This is a genomic window from Methylobacterium haplocladii, assembly GCF_007992175.1.
GTDB lineage: Bacteria > Pseudomonadota > Alphaproteobacteria > Rhizobiales > Beijerinckiaceae > Methylobacterium > Methylobacterium haplocladii.
On sequence record NZ_BJZT01000014.1, the window covers coordinates 84,493 to 99,168 of the forward strand.

General features: G+C 69.4%; 16 protein-coding genes. 10 read left to right on the forward strand and 6 right to left on the reverse strand.

Features of this window, described 5'->3' with window-relative positions; all coding sequences use genetic code 11:
* Positions 1-313: 313 nt before the first annotated feature.
* The 4 genes from MHA02_RS07735 (at position 314) to MHA02_RS22830 (ending at position 3,986) form a co-directional block, all read left to right on the forward strand.
* Entirely contained in the window at positions 314-1,087 is a 774-nt protein-coding gene (locus MHA02_RS07735) for a polysaccharide deacetylase family protein (RefSeq protein WP_170249111.1), read from the forward strand.
* 206 nt (positions 1,088-1,293) lie between these two features.
* On the forward strand, positions 1,294-2,853 hold the full coding sequence (locus tag MHA02_RS07740) for a GumC family protein (protein WP_147078063.1): 1,560 nt from the start codon (positions 1,294-1,296) through the stop codon (positions 2,851-2,853).
* 14 nt (positions 2,854-2,867) lie between these two features.
* On the forward strand, positions 2,868-3,764 hold the full coding sequence (locus tag MHA02_RS07745; RefSeq protein ID WP_147078064.1) for a WecB/TagA/CpsF family glycosyltransferase: 897 nt from the start codon (positions 2,868-2,870) through the stop codon (positions 3,762-3,764).
* A gap of 87 nt (positions 3,765-3,851) precedes the next feature.
* Positions 3,852-3,986 carry a hypothetical protein gene (locus MHA02_RS22830; protein WP_280177970.1) on the forward strand — a complete coding sequence of 45 codons (135 nt, stop codon included), beginning with the start codon at positions 3,852-3,854 and terminating at the stop codon, positions 3,984-3,986.
* Here MHA02_RS22830 and MHA02_RS07750 read toward each other — a convergent pair.
* Entirely contained in the window at positions 3,983-5,818 is a 1,836-nt protein-coding gene (locus MHA02_RS07750) for an aminopeptidase P family protein (RefSeq protein ID WP_147078065.1), read from the reverse strand. The two genes, MHA02_RS22830 and MHA02_RS07750, sit on opposite strands and share 4 nt — an antisense overlap.
* Positions 5,819-5,828: 10 nt before the next feature.
* The gene (locus tag MHA02_RS07755; RefSeq protein ID WP_147078066.1) at positions 5,829-6,767 is read right to left on the reverse strand and encodes a 50S ribosomal protein L11 methyltransferase; all 939 of its coding nucleotides are present in this window, start codon (positions 6,765-6,767) and stop codon (positions 5,829-5,831) included.
* A 573-nt stretch (positions 6,768-7,340) separates the two neighbouring features.
* Between MHA02_RS07755 and modA the strand changes: the two genes are divergently transcribed.
* Positions 7,341-8,135, forward strand: a complete 795-nt coding sequence (gene modA, locus MHA02_RS07760) for a molybdate ABC transporter substrate-binding protein (RefSeq protein WP_373318343.1) — start codon at positions 7,341-7,343, stop codon at positions 8,133-8,135.
* Here the strand turns inward: modA and MHA02_RS07765 are convergent.
* Complete coding sequence (locus tag MHA02_RS07765; RefSeq protein WP_147078068.1) at positions 8,132-8,365, reverse strand: RAG2 PHD domain containing protein; 234 nt, start codon at positions 8,363-8,365, stop codon at positions 8,132-8,134. The genes modA and MHA02_RS07765 overlap by 4 nt on opposite strands.
* Before the next feature lie 182 nt (positions 8,366-8,547).
* Between MHA02_RS07765 and MHA02_RS07770 the strand changes: the two genes are divergently transcribed.
* Both MHA02_RS07770 and modB read left to right on the forward strand, forming a co-directional pair.
* Complete coding sequence (locus MHA02_RS07770; protein ID WP_147078069.1) at positions 8,548-9,927, forward strand: TAXI family TRAP transporter solute-binding subunit; 1,380 nt, start codon at positions 8,548-8,550, stop codon at positions 9,925-9,927.
* A gap of 55 nt (positions 9,928-9,982) precedes the next feature.
* Positions 9,983-10,678, forward strand: coding sequence for a molybdate ABC transporter permease subunit (modB, locus tag MHA02_RS07775; RefSeq protein ID WP_147078070.1), 696 nt, complete (start codon positions 9,983-9,985; stop codon positions 10,676-10,678).
* A 5-nt stretch (positions 10,679-10,683) separates the two neighbouring features.
* On the opposite strand, the gene MHA02_RS07780 is transcribed toward modB, so the two are convergent.
* On the reverse strand, positions 10,684-11,340 hold the full coding sequence (locus MHA02_RS07780) for a glutathione S-transferase family protein (protein ID WP_147078071.1): 657 nt from the start codon (positions 11,338-11,340) through the stop codon (positions 10,684-10,686).
* A gap of 53 nt (positions 11,341-11,393) precedes the next feature.
* On the opposite strand from MHA02_RS07780, the gene modC reads away from it, so the two are divergent.
* Complete coding sequence (modC, locus tag MHA02_RS07785) at positions 11,394-12,506, forward strand: molybdenum ABC transporter ATP-binding protein (RefSeq protein ID WP_147078072.1); 1,113 nt, start codon at positions 11,394-11,396, stop codon at positions 12,504-12,506.
* Between the two features lie 66 nt (positions 12,507-12,572).
* On the opposite strand, the gene nudC is transcribed toward modC, so the two are convergent.
* Together nudC and MHA02_RS07795 are read right to left on the reverse strand one after the other, a co-directional pair.
* Positions 12,573-13,487 (reverse strand): NAD(+) diphosphatase, encoded by a 915-nt coding sequence (gene nudC, locus MHA02_RS07790; RefSeq protein ID WP_147078073.1) that lies wholly within the window; start codon positions 13,485-13,487, stop codon positions 12,573-12,575.
* Positions 13,488-13,489: 2 nt separating this feature from the next.
* Positions 13,490-13,906 (reverse strand): HIT domain-containing protein, encoded by a 417-nt coding sequence (locus tag MHA02_RS07795; protein ID WP_147078074.1) that lies wholly within the window; start codon positions 13,904-13,906, stop codon positions 13,490-13,492.
* Between the two features lie 94 nt (positions 13,907-14,000).
* Between MHA02_RS07795 and MHA02_RS07800 the strand changes: the two genes are divergently transcribed.
* Together MHA02_RS07800 and MHA02_RS07805 are read left to right on the forward strand one after the other, a co-directional pair.
* Positions 14,001-14,216 carry a hypothetical protein gene (locus tag MHA02_RS07800; RefSeq protein ID WP_147078075.1) on the forward strand — a complete coding sequence of 72 codons (216 nt, stop codon included), beginning with the start codon at positions 14,001-14,003 and terminating at the stop codon, positions 14,214-14,216.
* Positions 14,217-14,304: 88 nt separating this feature from the next.
* Positions 14,305-14,607, forward strand: a complete 303-nt coding sequence (locus tag MHA02_RS07805; protein ID WP_147078076.1) for a GCG_CRPN prefix-to-repeats domain-containing protein — start codon at positions 14,305-14,307, stop codon at positions 14,605-14,607.
* Positions 14,608-14,676: the final 69 nt, after the last annotated feature.

Sequence of the window (14,676 nt, forward strand, 5' to 3'; positions counted from 1 at the left end):
TGATCCGTGCGTGCAGAAGCCCTGATCCAGAGATGAAAAAGTAACGCTCCATCTGCAAAGGAGGAGTCTGGGTACTTCAGCCTCGGGCACAGCTGAATCCGGCGAACACGGATGTCCGAGGCAGACTGGTCGACAGGGGAGGGAATGGTGCAACGGACAAGCGCAGCGGCCTGCCTGATGGCCTTTATGCCAGCGCGCGCCTCCGAGACGGTCTGCGAGGGTCTACGCATCGCCGGGATGCGCCTTCGCCACGGAAATCATCATCGCGTCCTACGCCAGCGCGCCGGCGCGCTGGCGGCGGCGGAGTAGGTCCTTGCTCACCGTACCTCCGGATGGCGATGTCGCGCGTATCGCGACCCTGCGGGTGCGTCTGGCCCATCGCCTCGCCCGGCACCTGCGGACATCGCCGGCAGTGCTCGCTCCGGCGACGCCGCTGGTCAGCTTCACCTTCGACGATGCCCCGGTCTGCGCCTGCACCGTCGGCGCTGACATGCTCGACGCCTCCGGCGCCAAGGGCACATTCTACATTTCCGGCGGGCTGATCGACACGCGCGCCCTGCACTGGCGCACGGCGGACGAAGCCCGCATCGCCGCCCTCCACGCGGCCGGCCACGAGATCGGCAGCCACACCTACTCGCATGTCTTCGTGCCGAATCTCGGTCCCGACGCGATCGCCGCGGAGTCGCGGCGCAACGACGAGCGCCTGCGCACGATCGTGCCGGGTCTCGCGTTGGAGAGCTTCGCCTTCCCCTACGGTTTCGGCTCGATCTCGGCCAAGCGCGCGCTGTCCGGCCTCTACCGTACCAGCCGCGGGATCGTGCCCGGCATCAACGTCGGCCGGACCGACCTTCACTTCCTGCGGGCCAACCCGCTGATGGACGGGCATTTGGACATCGAGGGAATCGCCGGGTTGATGGACGCCGCGTGCGCCTGCAACGGCTGGCTGATCTTCTACGGACACGACGTCGTCGACGACCCGAGTCCCTATGGCTGTTCGCCGGCGCTCCTCGAAGCGGCGCTCCGAGCCGCTTCGGACCGGGGCATCCCCTGCGTGTCCGTCGCAGAGGGCCTGCGCCGCTCGCTCTGACGTAACGTGGATCATTAACCACCTCGCGATGCGGCGGGCGGTCATGCGCCTCCGCCCAGCACGATGGACCCGCGGTTGCGACATCCGGTCTGTCGCGGCTCTCGAACGCGCTCCCCGTCTCGCCGTGAGACAGGTCCGTTCGAGAGCGGCGGCGACGATCCGGTTCCGGGACATGTCCCGCGTCCGGTCTCCACCGGAGCCGCTCGATGCTGGTGTACGACGACTTCCTTCCCCGCGACCGCCGATCTGCGGCACGTCAGGGAAACGCGAGCGAGAGCGGCAGCCGTCGCGGCCCGTCCGTGCGCCGCGTGCTCGACCTGCTGCGACGGCGCGCAGTCCCGATCGCCACCTGCGCGCTGGTCTGCGCTTTGTTGGCCTTCGGCATCGGCAAGGTGGTGACGCCGCGCTACACGGCTGAGGCGCAGCTCTACATCGATCCGCGCGATCTGCGGCTCCTCGACAAGGAGCTGACGGCAGCGGGCCAGGATGCAACCGGTCTCCTCACCATCGTCGAGAGCCAGGCGCAGGTGATCACGTCGAGCAACGTGCTCGGCCGTGTCGTCGGAGCCCTGGATCTGGCGCACGATCCCGAATTCGGCGATGCTGCCGGCCCGTTCGGCCAATTCGCGCAATCCCTCGGCCTTTCGCATCCGACCGTGTCCGATGCCGACGCCGACTTCGCCGCAGCCCTCGACGCCCTCGCCAAGCGCGTCGCCGTGCGCCGGACCGGCCGCACCTTCATCGTCGACGTCCAGGCAACGTCCCGCGACGCCGACAAGGCCGCGAAGATCGCGAACGCCGTGGTCGATTCCTACCTCGCGGAGGAGGCCGCCAACCGGGCCGAATCCGCGAACCGTGCCAGCGCCGGGCTGTCTTCCCGACTCGTGGAGCTGCGCGCGGACGTCAACAGCGCCGAGAGCCGGGTCCAGGCCTACAAGGCCGAGAACGGGCTGGTCGGCACTCGCGACGTGCTGGTCACCGACCAGCAGCTGACCCAGCTCAATGCCCAACTCGCCGGCGCCCGGGTCCGTGCCGCGGACGCGCAGGCCCGCGTCGATCAGGTCCAGCGCATGCAGGCCGCGGGCCTCGACGCCGGCGCCACCGAGGACGCGCTCGCCTCCCAGGCGATCGGCGCCCTGCGCAGCCAGTATGCCGAGCTGTCCCGCAAGCAGGCCGAACTCGCCAACGACCTCGGCCCGCGCCACCCCCAGGTCACCTCGATCGCCTCGCAGCTCCAGCTTTCCCGGCGCCTCATCGACCAGGAACTCGGCCGCTACGGGCAGGCCGCCAGGACCGATCTCGCCCGTGCCCTCGCCACGGTGACGTCGCTGGAGAAGAGCTTCGATGCCGCAAAGGGCAAGACCGTGGGCCTCGCCCAGGCCTCGATCCGGCTGCGCGAACTCGACCGCGAGGTCGAGGCGAGCCGTGCCGTCTACGAGGCCTTCCTGGTGCGCGCCCGCGAGACGGGCCAGCAGGCCCGCCTCGACGTCGGCAATGCCCGCGTCATCACGCAGGCGGTCAAGCCGATCAGCCGAAGCTACCCGCCGCCGGCCCGCACGCTCGCCCTGCTCGGCCTTGCCGCAGGCCTTCTGCTCGGCATCGCACTAGCGCTCGCGGAGGAATGGCTGAGGCAGGAGATGCGCTCCCCCGGCGAAGCGGGCCAGGGCACCCTCGACGCGATCTCGGCCGCGCGCCGCCGGCACAGCGGCGCCGTCGCGATCATGGGTCCCGAGCGGGCACACGCGGCTTTGGGGGGCTTCCGGTGAGCGCCGGCCTCGCGATGACTCGCCCCGAACATCTCTCGCGCGACCTCGTGCGCGACGTGCCGACGACGAGGCTCGGCGGCATGCCGATCGCGGTTCTCGGCATGCAGGAGAGCGCGGATCTCATGCTCTCTGCCGCCGAGAGCCATCCGCGACCGAACCTGCCGCTGTTTCTCACCTCCGCCAACGGCGAGGTGCTCTCGCGCTACGCCCGCAATCCGGATTTCGCGCGCATCGTCGCGCAAGCCGATCTGGTGCACGCGGACGGCCAGCCCATGGTGGTGGCCTCGCGCTTCGTGGGCGAGCATGCCCTGCCGGAGCGCGTGGCGACGACGGATCTCTTTCACAGCGTCGCTCGCGGCGCCGTGGCCCGGAACATCACCTTCTACCTGTTCGGATCGAGCGAGGAGGAGAACCGCCGGGCGGTGGAGAACGTCCGGCGGCAGCATCCCGGCCTCCGGATCGTCGGGCATTCGCACGGCTACCTTCAGGGCGAAGCGCTGCGCCGGAAGGTGATCGAGATCGACGCGCTGGCGCCGGACATCCTCTGGCTGGCGCTGGGCGTGCCGCGCGAACAGCTCTTCGTCTACGAATTCGGCCCGCTGCTGACGAATGTCGGGCTCATCAAGACCTCGGGCGGCCTGTTCAACTTCCTGTCCGGCAGCCGGACCCGTGCTCCCGGCTGGATGCAGCGCGTCGGCCTCGAATGGCTGTGGCGCATCAAGGAAGAGCCGACGCGGCTGTTCTGGCGCTACCTCACCACCAACCCGCACGCGATGCTGCTGCTGCTCGCCGAGAGCGGCGCGATCTCTCAGCTCCGCGCATCGTTACGGCGGCTGTTACGGCCGTTCCGTCACGCAGTCGCACCCGCCCCGTTGGGGCTGGATGTCCCGGCCGATGCGAACCGGACCTGAGCGCCCTATCCCAGCGACCACGCACGGCTTCCAGGGAGTCCCGTTTCCATGGCCGGCCCTTCGAAACCCCCAACCGGAGAAGATCCGATGCAGATGCAGGCGGCAGGCTTTCAGGATCGCCTTCTGAAGGTCGGTCTCATCGGTGCCGGCGTTCTCACGCTGACATGGTGGACGCTGATCGCGTGCGGCCTGTGGCGCGCGATCGAGTGGGTCGGGGTCTAGGCTCCCGCCTCTCCGATCGGCCGCGTCGCGTCCTCCAGCCAGGCACGCGTATCCGGGTCGAGATCGGGGCCGAGCGTGGTCCGCACCCGATCATGATAGACGTCGAGCCACGCCGTTTCGGCCTGAGACAGGAGCTCGAATACGATCAGGCTGCGGTCGATCGGGACGAGCGTCAGCGTCTCGAATCCGAGCATCGGCCTCTCGGCCCCCTCGATCGTGCGTTCCTCGACCAGGATCAGGTTCTCGATCCGGATTCCGTAGGCGCCGGCGCGATAATAGCCGGGCTCGTTCGACAGGATCATGCCGGGCTCCAGCGCCACGGTTCCGGTCTTGGCGATGCGCTGCGGTCCCTCGTGGACCGACAGGAAGGCGCCGACGCCATGGCCTGTGCCGTGATCGAACTCGAGCCCGGCCTCCCAGAGCGGCCTGCGGGCGAAGGCGTCGATCTGCGCGCCGGTCGTGCCTTTGGGAAACACCGCGCGGGCGATGGCAATGTGGCCCTGCAGCACCCGCGTGAACCGGTCCCGCATCTCGGCCGAGGGCGTGCCGATCGCCACGGTGCGGGTGATGTCGGTGGTGCCGTCGGCGTATTGCGCGCCGGAATCGATCAGGAAGAGTTCGCCCGGACCGGCCCGGCGATCGGTCGCCGTGGTGACGCGGTAATGCACGATCGCGCCGTTCGGCCCCGACCCGGAGATCGTCGGAAACGACACCTCGCGCAGCAGGCCGCTTTCGGCGCGGAAATCCTCCAACGCCTCAACGGCCTCGATCTCGCCGACGCCGTTGCATCCCTCGCGCTGGAGCCACGCCAGGAAGCGCGTGACGGCGATGCCATCCCGTTTGTGGGCGGCGCGCGAGCCGTCGATCTCCACAGCGTTCTTAACCGCCTTCATGCCGGTGATCGGATCCGGCCCGACATCAGCGCTGCCGCCCGCCGCGACGATCCCTTCCTTCAGAGCGGCCCCCGCGGTCCCGGCATCGAGCCGGATCTTCGAAGGCCTGCCGCCCAGTGCCGCGAGCGCATCCTCGAAGGAAATTCGCGGGTTGAGGTCCGCGAGTGCGCTGAGACCGGCCCGTGCCTCCGGCGCAAGATCCGTCGAGCTCAGGAACAGGCCCGGCCGGCCCTCGCAGGGCACGATGGCGTAGCCGAGCGCGAGCGGCGTGTGTGCCACGTCCGATCCGCGCAGGTTGAAGGCCCAGGCGAGGTTGTGCGGGTCCGAGATCACCAGCGCATCGACCTTTGCCGTCGCAAGCTTTTCGCGGATCCGGTCGAGCTTCGCCTCGGCCGTCTCGCCGGCATGCTCGATCGGCTGGAGCACGACGCGACCCGCGGGCTGCCGCGGCCGTCCGGCCCAGACGGCATCGACGAGGTTCGCGACCGGCGCCAGTGAGGCACCTGCCTTGGCCGCGGCCCGTTCCAGCCGTGCTACGCCGTCGGCTGTGTGAAGCCAGGGGTCGTAGCCGAGCACCTTGTCCGCCCCGAGGTGCTCGCCGATCCAGGCATCCGGCGTCGTCTCGGCCAGCGGCACGACCGTGACGACGTCGGTATCAACCTGTTCCGGCGCTTGCAGGGTGTAGCGGCCGTCCACGACGAGGGCCGCCTTGTCGGCCAACACGACGGCCGTGCCGGCCGATCCGGTGAAGCCGGTGAGCCACGCCAGGCGCTCGGCATTCGCCGGGACGTATTCCGATTGATGCTCGTCGGCGCGCGGCACCACGAAGGCGTCGACGCCCGCCTCGCGCATGGCCGCGCGGAGTGCGGCGATGCGCTCGGGACCCTTGCGATGGCTCGGATCATCGAAGGTCTGGAAGCGGCGGCGCGGGCTCGTCATGCCCGCAGGGTTACGCGGCGGCTCGGCGACCTGCAACAACGCGAGGGGCCGCCCCGCCACGCCGAAGCACGAGTGTGGCCCAGCCCTCGATCACCCCCATCCGGGCGAGATGGAAGCCGCGGTGCCGGTAGGTCGAGAGCACACCGGGCACGTCCCGCTCGATCAGACCGGACAGGATCAGCACGCCATGATCCGCTACGACGGCCGTCAGTGTCGGCGCGAGCCGCTTGAGCGGCCGGGCCAGGATGTTGGCGAAGACGACGTCGAAGCGGCGCGGGCGGTCGGCGAGGGCGTGACGAACGCCGGGACCCTCGTAGAGCCGCAGGTTCCCGCCGATGCCGTTGAGGCGGGCGTTGCCCTTGGCGGTCCAGACCGCCTCCGGGTCGAGATCGCCGGCGATCACCGTGGAGCGCAGGGCCTTCGCCGCCGCGAAGGCGAGGATGCCGGTGCCGGTGCCGACGTCGAGCACGTGGCGTGGGCGCCCGCGCTTCAGGACGTCGGCCAGTGCCCGCAGGCACCCGAGCGTGGTGCCGTGGTGGCCGGTGCCGAAAGCGAGCGCCGCCTCGATCTCGATGGCGAGGTCGTTGGGGCGGATATGCTCGCGGTCGTGCGAGCCGTGGATCAGGAAGCGTCCGGCGCGGACCGGCTTCAGACCTTCGAGTGAGGCCTTGACCCAGTCTTTGCGCTCGATCGTGTCGAACACGGCTTCGTCCGCCTGGTTCCCGATGATCGGCCGGATCAGCTCGCGGATGAAATCCGCATCCGGCTCCTCCGAGAAATACGCTTCCAGGCGCCATGTCGTCGTGCCATCGACCTCGAAGGCGGCGACGGCGGTCTCCGTCGGCTCGAACATCTCGCCGAGCACGTCGGTCATGGCGCGCGCGGATGATTCGTCCGTCGACAAGCGCAGGACGTGGGTCGGGCGATGGGGAGGCAGGCCTTCGAGCATGGCGCGCGGAGTAGCACCGACGCGGCTCGCCCTCCACGGCTTTTCCGAAACGGTGTGGGAACGCTTAACGGTGATGCAAATTGTTTAATCTTTGGGCGGTAGACGCGAGGCGGAATTCCGCTTGGCATCGCCGGCCAGCATCCCCAGATCGATCCGGCGCCGAAACAACCGTTTGCGTCATGAAAGCCAGAAAAGCTCTGCGCCTTGGTCCGGTCGTCGTGACAGGGAATCGTGCCCGCGGCCGCCGTGTTCGCTCGCCGCACGGGGAAGTGCTCGGCGCCGAGGCGCTGGATAGCCCCATGCCCGGGTCTCTGCTCGTGTTGCTCAGCCGTCTCGCGCGCTCCGAGCGCAAGGTGTCGACGGACGACGACGACACCCGCTGATCGGCGCATCGGCCGTGCCGGGCGCGCAAGGCCGTTGCTATGGTCACGCTGTTCCCGATTGAATATAACGCCGGTCGAGGCCGGGGCTTCTTGGTCGGCGGCTTCATCCTAGTCACCGCTGCGCCAAGGGGGGCACGGCCGAGCCGTCCCTGGCCTGCGCTCCGATCGAGGCACGATCATCTTGACGCACATCGTATCGACCCGCCGCTTCTGGCTCGCGAGCCTTCTCGGTCTCACGTTGGCGCTCGGACCGTTGCCGGCGCGCTCGGCGGATGCGCCGGTCGTGGTCTTCGCGGCGGCGAGCCTGAAGAATGCCCTCGACGAGGCGACGGCCGCCTGGGGCAAGGAGACGGGAAAAACCGCGAAGATGTCCTATGCCGGCTCGAACGCGCTGGCCAAGCAGATCGAGTCCGGCGCGCCTGCGGACCTCTTCCTCTCGGCCGACCTCGCATGGATGGATTACGCGCAGAAGGCCGGCACCATCCGACCCGACACGCGCGTCGATCTGCTGCGGAATGCCATCGTGCTGATTGCGCCGAAGGACTCGTCCGCCACGCTCGACCTCAAGCCGGGCGTCGATCTCGACCGGGTGCTCGGCGACGGGCGGCTGGCCATGGGTAATGTCGATGCGGTGCCGGCCGGCAAGTACGGCAAGGCCGCGCTGACCGCGCTCGGCGCTTGGGATGCCGTGAAGGACAAGGTCGCACAGGCCGAGAACGTTCGGGCGGCCCTGTTGCTCGTCGCCCGCGGCGAGGCTCCCCTCGGCATCGTCTACGCCTCGGACGCGATCTCGGATCCGAGCGTGAAGGTGATTGCGGCCTTCCCGGTCGACAGCCACCCACCCATCGTCTACCCGATCGCCCGCATGAAGGACTCAGCCAACGAGGATGCCGCCGGGCTGCTGACCTGGCTGCGCAGCCCGGCGGCGAGGCCGTTCTTCGAGAAGCAGGGTTTTTCGGTCGTCGGGTCCGAGAAGAAGTCTTAAATCCGAAACTCGACAGGCCCGGTCGCGATCAGGATCGCGTCCGGCCGGCGCAGGGTCTGGGCCAGCGCGTAATGCACGGCGTCCTTCCGGCTGCGGAACAGGCCGCCGCCGAGGCCGTGGGTCTCGACGGCGACCCAGCGGCCGGATGTATCCTGGCCGACGACGAAGCTCGCCAGAGGGATGCCGGCCGGTTCGCGAACGGGCTCGGCGACGGTTTGGAGAACGGACATCACAGGTTCGGGGTCCACGCGATCCGACCGCGGACCGCACAGCTAAGCTGGGGGCTCACCCGTTAGGATGCGAGCCATCGCAGCCGGCCGCCGCATAAGGGTCGCGTGAGGATCCGCACGGTGCTCTCACGCCGTCGGCCCGCTCGCCCTATCTCGAAGCTTCACTGGCGACGGGGAGGCCGATGGCGCGGCGGGTGATCAGGCGGGAGGCGATCGTTCTGGTCGTGGCGGCGGCTTTGGCCGTTGCGGGAGGCGCGGCCTACTACTTTTCACGGGCGACGACGCTGACACTCGCGGTGGCGCCACAGGGCGGCACCGAACCGGCGCTGCTCCAGGCCTATGCCGACGCCGTCAGGGCCGCCAACAAGGATATCCGTCTCAAGATCCTGTCCTTCGACGGCGTGAGCGAGAGCGCCGAAGCCCTGAAGACCCGCAGGGCCGACCTCGCCGTGGTCAGGCCGGACGTCGCCCTGCCGGGGAACGGCCTGACGCTGGCTGTCCTGCGCGAGCAGGCGGTGCTCGTAGTCACGCCGGACGCCTCCGGCATCAAGACGATGCCCGAACTCGCCGGCAAGCGTCTCGGCTTCATCGCCCAACGCATCGCCGACAAGGCTCTGATCGCCCGAGTGCTCGAGCATGACGGCCTGAGCCTCATGGACACGCCACCGGACGCGACGATCCCGATCGACGCCGTCGCCCTGGTCGCGCTGGAGGAAAAGGACCTCGCGGCGGCATTTTCGGAGAAGCGCATCGACGCGGTGGTCGTGGTCACCACGCCGACGACGCCGGCGGCGAAGCGGATCGTCGGCCTCGTCGCACGGGCGAGCCCCGATCGCGATGCGCGGCTGATCGGGGTGCAGGATGCCGCCGCGCTGAGCCAGCGGAACCCCAAGCTCGCCACCGTCACCATCCCCGCCGGCCTCTTCGGCGGAACTCCGAAAATTCCGGCCGAGGATGTGACCACCGTCGGCGCGTCCTATCGGCTGATGGCGCGTGCGAACCTGTCGCGGAGCGTGGCGGCCTCGGTGACGCAACACCTGTTCGAGATGCGCGCCGCCCTGGCGGAGACGAGCCCCGCGGCGAACGCCGTCCGCGCGCCGCACTACGAAACTACAGCCGACGCGACCAGCGCCACGCTGCCGATCCATCCCGGGGCGATCGACTATTTCGAGCGCGAGCAGGAGAGTTTCATCGAGCGCTACGAGACCTGGATCTATCTCGTGGCCTTCTTCGGCGGCGGCATCGGTTCGATCCTCGCGTGGCTCAAGCAGCGCCTGTCGCGGGTGAGACGCGAGCGGATCGAAGTCGCGACGGAACGCCTCCTCGACATCCGCGACCAAGCCCGGGCAACCGCCGATCCGGGACGGCTCGCGGCGTTGGCCGACGAGGTCGACGGGCTCGCCTCCGACATCGCCCGCTTCACCCTGCACCGGCACGCGGAGGCCCGAACGATCAATGCCGCCAAGATCGCCATCGAGGCGGCGCGCTCGACAGTGATGCGCCATGTCGCCGCCCGCGAGTCACGGCAAACGTCGACGGCGAGCGCCCATGACGTTGACTGAGGGGTTCTGCACGGGCTGATACAGCGCCATCGCTGTTGAGAGCCGACGAGACGCCTTGGACCGCCTCGGACTGACCCCCGACGAATGGATCGCCGTCGCCCTCAGTCTGCGGGTCGCGGCGGTCGCGACGATCGCCAGCCTGATCCCCGGCCTCGCCGTGGCGTGGGTCCTCGCGCGGAAGCGCTTTCCGGGCCATGCCCTGCTCGACGGGCTGGTCCACCTGCCGCTGATCCTGCCGCCGGTGGTGACCGGCTACCTGCTGCTGCTGACCTTCGGGCGAAAGGGGCTCGTCGGCTCCTGGCTCGCCGAGATCGGCATCGTCTTCTCGTTCCGCTGGACCGGCGCAGCGCTCGCCTGTGCGATCATGGGCTTTCCGCTGATGGTGCGGGCGATGCGCCTCTCGATCGAGGCGGTGGACGCCAAGCTGGAACAGGCCGCCGCGACCCTCGGCGCGCCGCCCTTCGCGGTGTTCCTGGCCGTCACCCTGCCGCTGAGCCTGCCTGGCATCCTCGCCGGCGCGGTCCTCGCCTTCGCCAAGGCGATGGGCGAGTTCGGCGCGACGATCACGTTCGTCTCCAACATCCCCGGCGAGACGCAGACGCTGCCGTCGGCGATCTACACCCTGACCCAGGTCCCGGGCGGCGAGGCGGCGGCCCTCCGCCTCACGCTCATATCCATCGCGCTTTCGATGTCGGCGCTGCTGCTCTCCGAGTTGCTGGCCCGGCGGCTCGGGCGAAGGCTCGGGGCATGAAGGTGTCACGCATAGGCATACGGCCCACCCCGCTCCAAAGCCCGCCGATAGGCCGGCCGCGCATGGATGCGGGCGAGCCAATCCCGCACCTTCGGTCCCGCCCCCGTGCCGCGGGAGGCGAAGGCTTCGAGGGGAAAGCTCATCTGGATGTCGGCCGCGGTGAAGGCGTCGCCGGCGAACCACGGCCGCTCGGCGAGTTCGCCCTCCCAATAGGCGGCGTGGCGGCGCAGGTCCGGATCGACGAAGCCCGTGGTGACCTTGGCCGCGATGGCCCGGACCAGGGGGCGCAGCAGCGCCGGACTGCCCGGCGCCAATCGCGAAAACACCAGCTTCAGCAGCAGCGGCGGCATCGCCGAGCCCTCGGCGTAGTGCAGGAAATAGGTGTAGCGCCGGTGCTCGGGGGTGCCGGGCGCGGGCGCGAGGGCGCCCCCCTGCCGGGCCGTCAGGTATTCGACGATGGCTCCGGATTCCGCAACGACCGTACCGTCGTCGTCGAGCACAGGGGACTTGCCGAGGGGATGGACGCTGCGCAGTTCGGGGGGCGCCAGCATCGTCTTGGCATCGCGGGCGTAGCGCTTCACATCGTAGGCGAGCCCGAGTTCCTCCAGGAGCCACAGCACCCGTTGCGAGCGGCTGTTCTCCAGGTGGTGGAGGATGATCATTCGGAACTCCTGCGCTTTCGAGCCGACAACGCGTCGCGCGGGGCAGTCGGTTCATGACGATCGAGATCGACGTCGCGCTCCACCGCGGAAGCTTCGCCCTCGACGTCGCCTTCCGTGCGGGAGCGGGACTGACCGCCCTGTTCGGGCGCTCTGGCTCCGGCAAGACCACGGTGATCGACCTCATCGCCGGCCTCGCCCGGCCGGATCGTGGCCGCATCAGCGTCGATGGTGTGGTGCTCCTCGACACCGCGAACCGCATCCGCGTGCCGGTGCATCGGCGGCGGATCGGCTGCGTGTTTCAGGAAGCGCGACTGATGCCGCATCTCAGCGTGCGGCAGAATCTCGGCTTCGGCCGCTGGTTCGCACGCCGGCATGGCGTCGCGACGTCGGGTGCCGAGGTCTCGAACCTGGTGGACATGCTCGGCATCGGTCCGCTGCTCGACAGGCGTCCGGCGGGGCTGTCGGGCGGCGAGCGGCAGCGCGTGGCGATCGGCCGGGCTCTCCTGTCGCGTCCGCGCCTTCTCCTGATGGACGAGCCACTCTCGGCTCTGGACGAGGCGCGAAAGGGCGAGATCCTTCCGTATATCGAGCGCCTGCGCGACGAATCCGGCGTGCCGATCGTCTATGTCAGCCATGCGGTGGCGGAGGTGTCGCGGCTGGCTTCGACGGTCGTGGTGCTGGAGGGGGGCCGCGTCGTGGCGAGCGGATCGGCGGATGCGGTGATGCGCCGGCCGGACCTGATCCCCGATGCGGCCGAGGCCGGTGCGGTTCTAGCGATGACGGTGGCCGCGCATGACGATACGAACGGGCTGACGCGGCTGACGGGACGAGCCGGCCAGCTCTCGGTTCCGCGCCTCGCGGTCTCACCGGGCAGTGCCGTTCGGCTGCGGGTACCGGCTCGCGACGTGCTGGTGGCAACCGAGACGCCGCGCGGCTTGAGCGCTCGCAACGTGTTGTCGGGCCAGGTCAGATCGCTCACCGAAACGGGCGCCTCGGTCATGATCGAGATCGATTGCAATGGGGCGATCCTCGCTGCGCGGCTGACCCGAGCCTCGGTGCGCGATCTCGATCTGGCGTCGGGACGCGCGGTCTACGCCATCGTGAAGAGCGTGGCCTTCGATCCGCAAGGTGTTGGGGTGGGGCAGGGCGCTCCCGTCGAGATCTGATCCTGTGAAGTCGCTGATCCGCCGGCAGTGACGGCGGCGGTTTCGGGAGCGTCGACGAAAACGGCCTCAGACGGTGCCGTCCAGAAAATCCCGCAGCAGCAGGTGCGCGATGGCGAGCGGCTGCGGAGCCGTGATGCCCTCGGGATGGCACGCGTCGAACATGGTTCGCAGCTCGGCCCTCGACACCCAGCGGGCTTCCGCCAGTTCGAGCGGATCGCGGGTGATCACCTCGGTGGTCGCTTCGGCGACGCAGCCGATCATCAGCGAGGACGGGAACGGCCAGGGTTGCGAGGCGCGGTAGCGGACCGAACCGACGGCGATGCCGGTCTCCTCGAAGGTTTCGCGGCGAACCGCGTCCTCGATCGTCTCGCCGGGCTCCACGAATCCGGCGAGGCAGGAATACATGGTGCCGGGGAAGTGCGGGCCGCGGCCGATCAGGCAAGCATCGCCGCGGTGGACCAGCATGATCACCACCGGATCGGTGCGCGGGAAGTGATGCATCCCGCAGGCCGGGCATTCGCGCCGGAAGCCGCCGGCCTTGGGCTCGGTGGCCGTTCCGCAATTGGAGCAGAAGCCGTTGCGGCCGTGCCAGGCGAGGACCGACTTCGCCGTCGCGAGGAGGCCGAGTTCCTCCGCCGCCACCGCGCCCTGGGCCGCGATGCCGCGCAGGTCGGAGATGCGAAAGTCCGGTTCGGGAAACGACTCGGCCGCGTCTTCCGGCAGCGCGGTCGCGAAGACCGGGCGGTCTTCGAAGCGGCCGAGGAAGATCGTCAGCGGCCCATCCGGCCTGCGCGCTGCCTCGTCCGGAGTGAGCAGTGCGGTCGGCGTCTCGCCTGGGCGCAGGATCACGCGATCACCGGCGAAGAGCAGAATGCCGGTGCCCGGCGCGTCGACCGGCGGGACCGCGACATGCTCGCGCTCCGCGCCGTGGCGGACCAGCCGGCTCTTCACGAAGCCGAGGCGGTCGTAGGCGTCCGCCATCGTCAGGCCGCCGCGAACAGGGCGCCGGCGCGCTCGATGAGCTGAGCCCTGGCATGAGCCGGGTAGGGCTTGGCCGTCCCGACGCCCCAGATCGGGCTCGGCCAGGCGGGGTCGGAGCGGAAGCGTCCGATCACGTGGACGTGGAGCTGCGCCACCACGTTGCCGAGCGCCGCGACGTTGACCTTGTCCGGCTTCGAGAGCGTCTGCATCACGCGCGAGGCGAGGCGGATCTCCTCCATCAGCGTGGCCGAGTCCTCCGGCGTGAGGTCGGTCAGTTCGCTCAGGCCCTCCCGGCGCGGCACCAGGATCAGCCAGGGGAAGCGGGAATCGTCCATCAGCAGGACGGAGCACAGGGCGAGGTCGCCGAGTGCGGCGGTGTCGGCCTGGAGGCGGGGGTCGAGGGTGAAGTCGGTGCTCATGACGCTGCGATGTAGGACGCGGCGCGCCGAGTGGGAGCCGGTTTCGCAAACCCTCTGCCTTGCACAGGCAGGATCGCGCGCTTAGGCGTCGCGTGTGGCCGAGCACGACGGAGCCATCATCGATCTGCGACGACACGCCTGCGCAATCGAGTTCCGCCAGAGTTCGCGCGATCACAGCTTCGGCAAGCAGCCGGGCCGGATCGACCGAGGGGTTCCCATGGTTTCCAGCGTTCAATACACGTGGATGCTCGCGGTAGCCTTCCTGGCGGGCCTCGTGCTGGCGCCGATGATCGACACGGTGTTGCCATGATCGGCTCAGCAGGCGTTCAGGGAAAAATGTGTTTCATTCCACCTCCGGCAGCGGCGGCTCCGCGTCGGATGGTCGAGGAGGTCCCAGAATGACGAACCTGACAATCTTCGTGACCGCGGCGACGCTCGCGGGCGGTCTCGGTCTCGCATCCGCGGCCAGTGCCGCCCCGCTCAGCCCGGCGCTGCTCGGCGCGACGGACGGCGCCCGGATCGAACGCGTCGCCGGCGGCTGCGGCCCCGGCTTCCACCCGAACCCGTGGGGCGAGTGCCGCCCGAATTTCTACGGCCCGCGGCGGTTCTACGGCGGCCCGGTCTATCGTCCCTACGCCTATTACCGCCCGCGCCCGATCTACCGGCCCTACGGCTTCTACGGCCCCCGTCCGTTTTTCTAGGACGGGCCTCACGAGGCGGATCCGTCTCGCGGCATGACACGCAAAAAAAAGCCGGCGAGCGTAGGCTCG

Bases quoted from the DNA above. Each gene is read 5' to 3' on its own strand.
- MHA02_RS07740 (WP_147078063.1), top strand. From the start codon at position 1,294: ATGCTGGTGTACGACGACTTCCTTCCCCGCGACCGCCGATCTGCGGCA.
- MHA02_RS07745 (WP_147078064.1), top strand. From the start codon at position 2,868: ATGACTCGCCCCGAACATCTCTCGCGCGACCTCGTGCGCGACGTGCCG.
- MHA02_RS22830 (WP_280177970.1), top strand. From the start codon at position 3,852: ATGCAGATGCAGGCGGCAGGCTTTCAGGATCGCCTTCTGAAGGTCGGT.
- MHA02_RS07750 (WP_147078065.1), bottom strand. From the start codon at position 5,818: ATGACGAGCCCGCGCCGCCGCTTCCAGACCTTCGATGATCCGAGCCAT.
- MHA02_RS07755 (WP_147078066.1), bottom strand. From the start codon at position 6,767: ATGCTCGAAGGCCTGCCTCCCCATCGCCCGACCCACGTCCTGCGCTTG.
- MHA02_RS07765 (WP_147078068.1), bottom strand. From the start codon at position 8,365: ATGTCCGTTCTCCAAACCGTCGCCGAGCCCGTTCGCGAACCGGCCGGC.
- MHA02_RS07770 (WP_147078069.1), top strand. From the start codon at position 8,548: ATGGCGCGGCGGGTGATCAGGCGGGAGGCGATCGTTCTGGTCGTGGCG.
- MHA02_RS07780 (WP_147078071.1), bottom strand. From the start codon at position 11,340: ATGATCATCCTCCACCACCTGGAGAACAGCCGCTCGCAACGGGTGCTG.
- modC (WP_147078072.1), top strand. From the start codon at position 11,394: ATGACGATCGAGATCGACGTCGCGCTCCACCGCGGAAGCTTCGCCCTC.
- nudC (WP_147078073.1), bottom strand. From the start codon at position 13,487: ATGGCGGACGCCTACGACCGCCTCGGCTTCGTGAAGAGCCGGCTGGTC.
- MHA02_RS07795 (WP_147078074.1), bottom strand. From the start codon at position 13,906: ATGAGCACCGACTTCACCCTCGACCCCCGCCTCCAGGCCGACACCGCC.
- MHA02_RS07805 (WP_147078076.1), top strand. From the start codon at position 14,305: ATGACGAACCTGACAATCTTCGTGACCGCGGCGACGCTCGCGGGCGGT.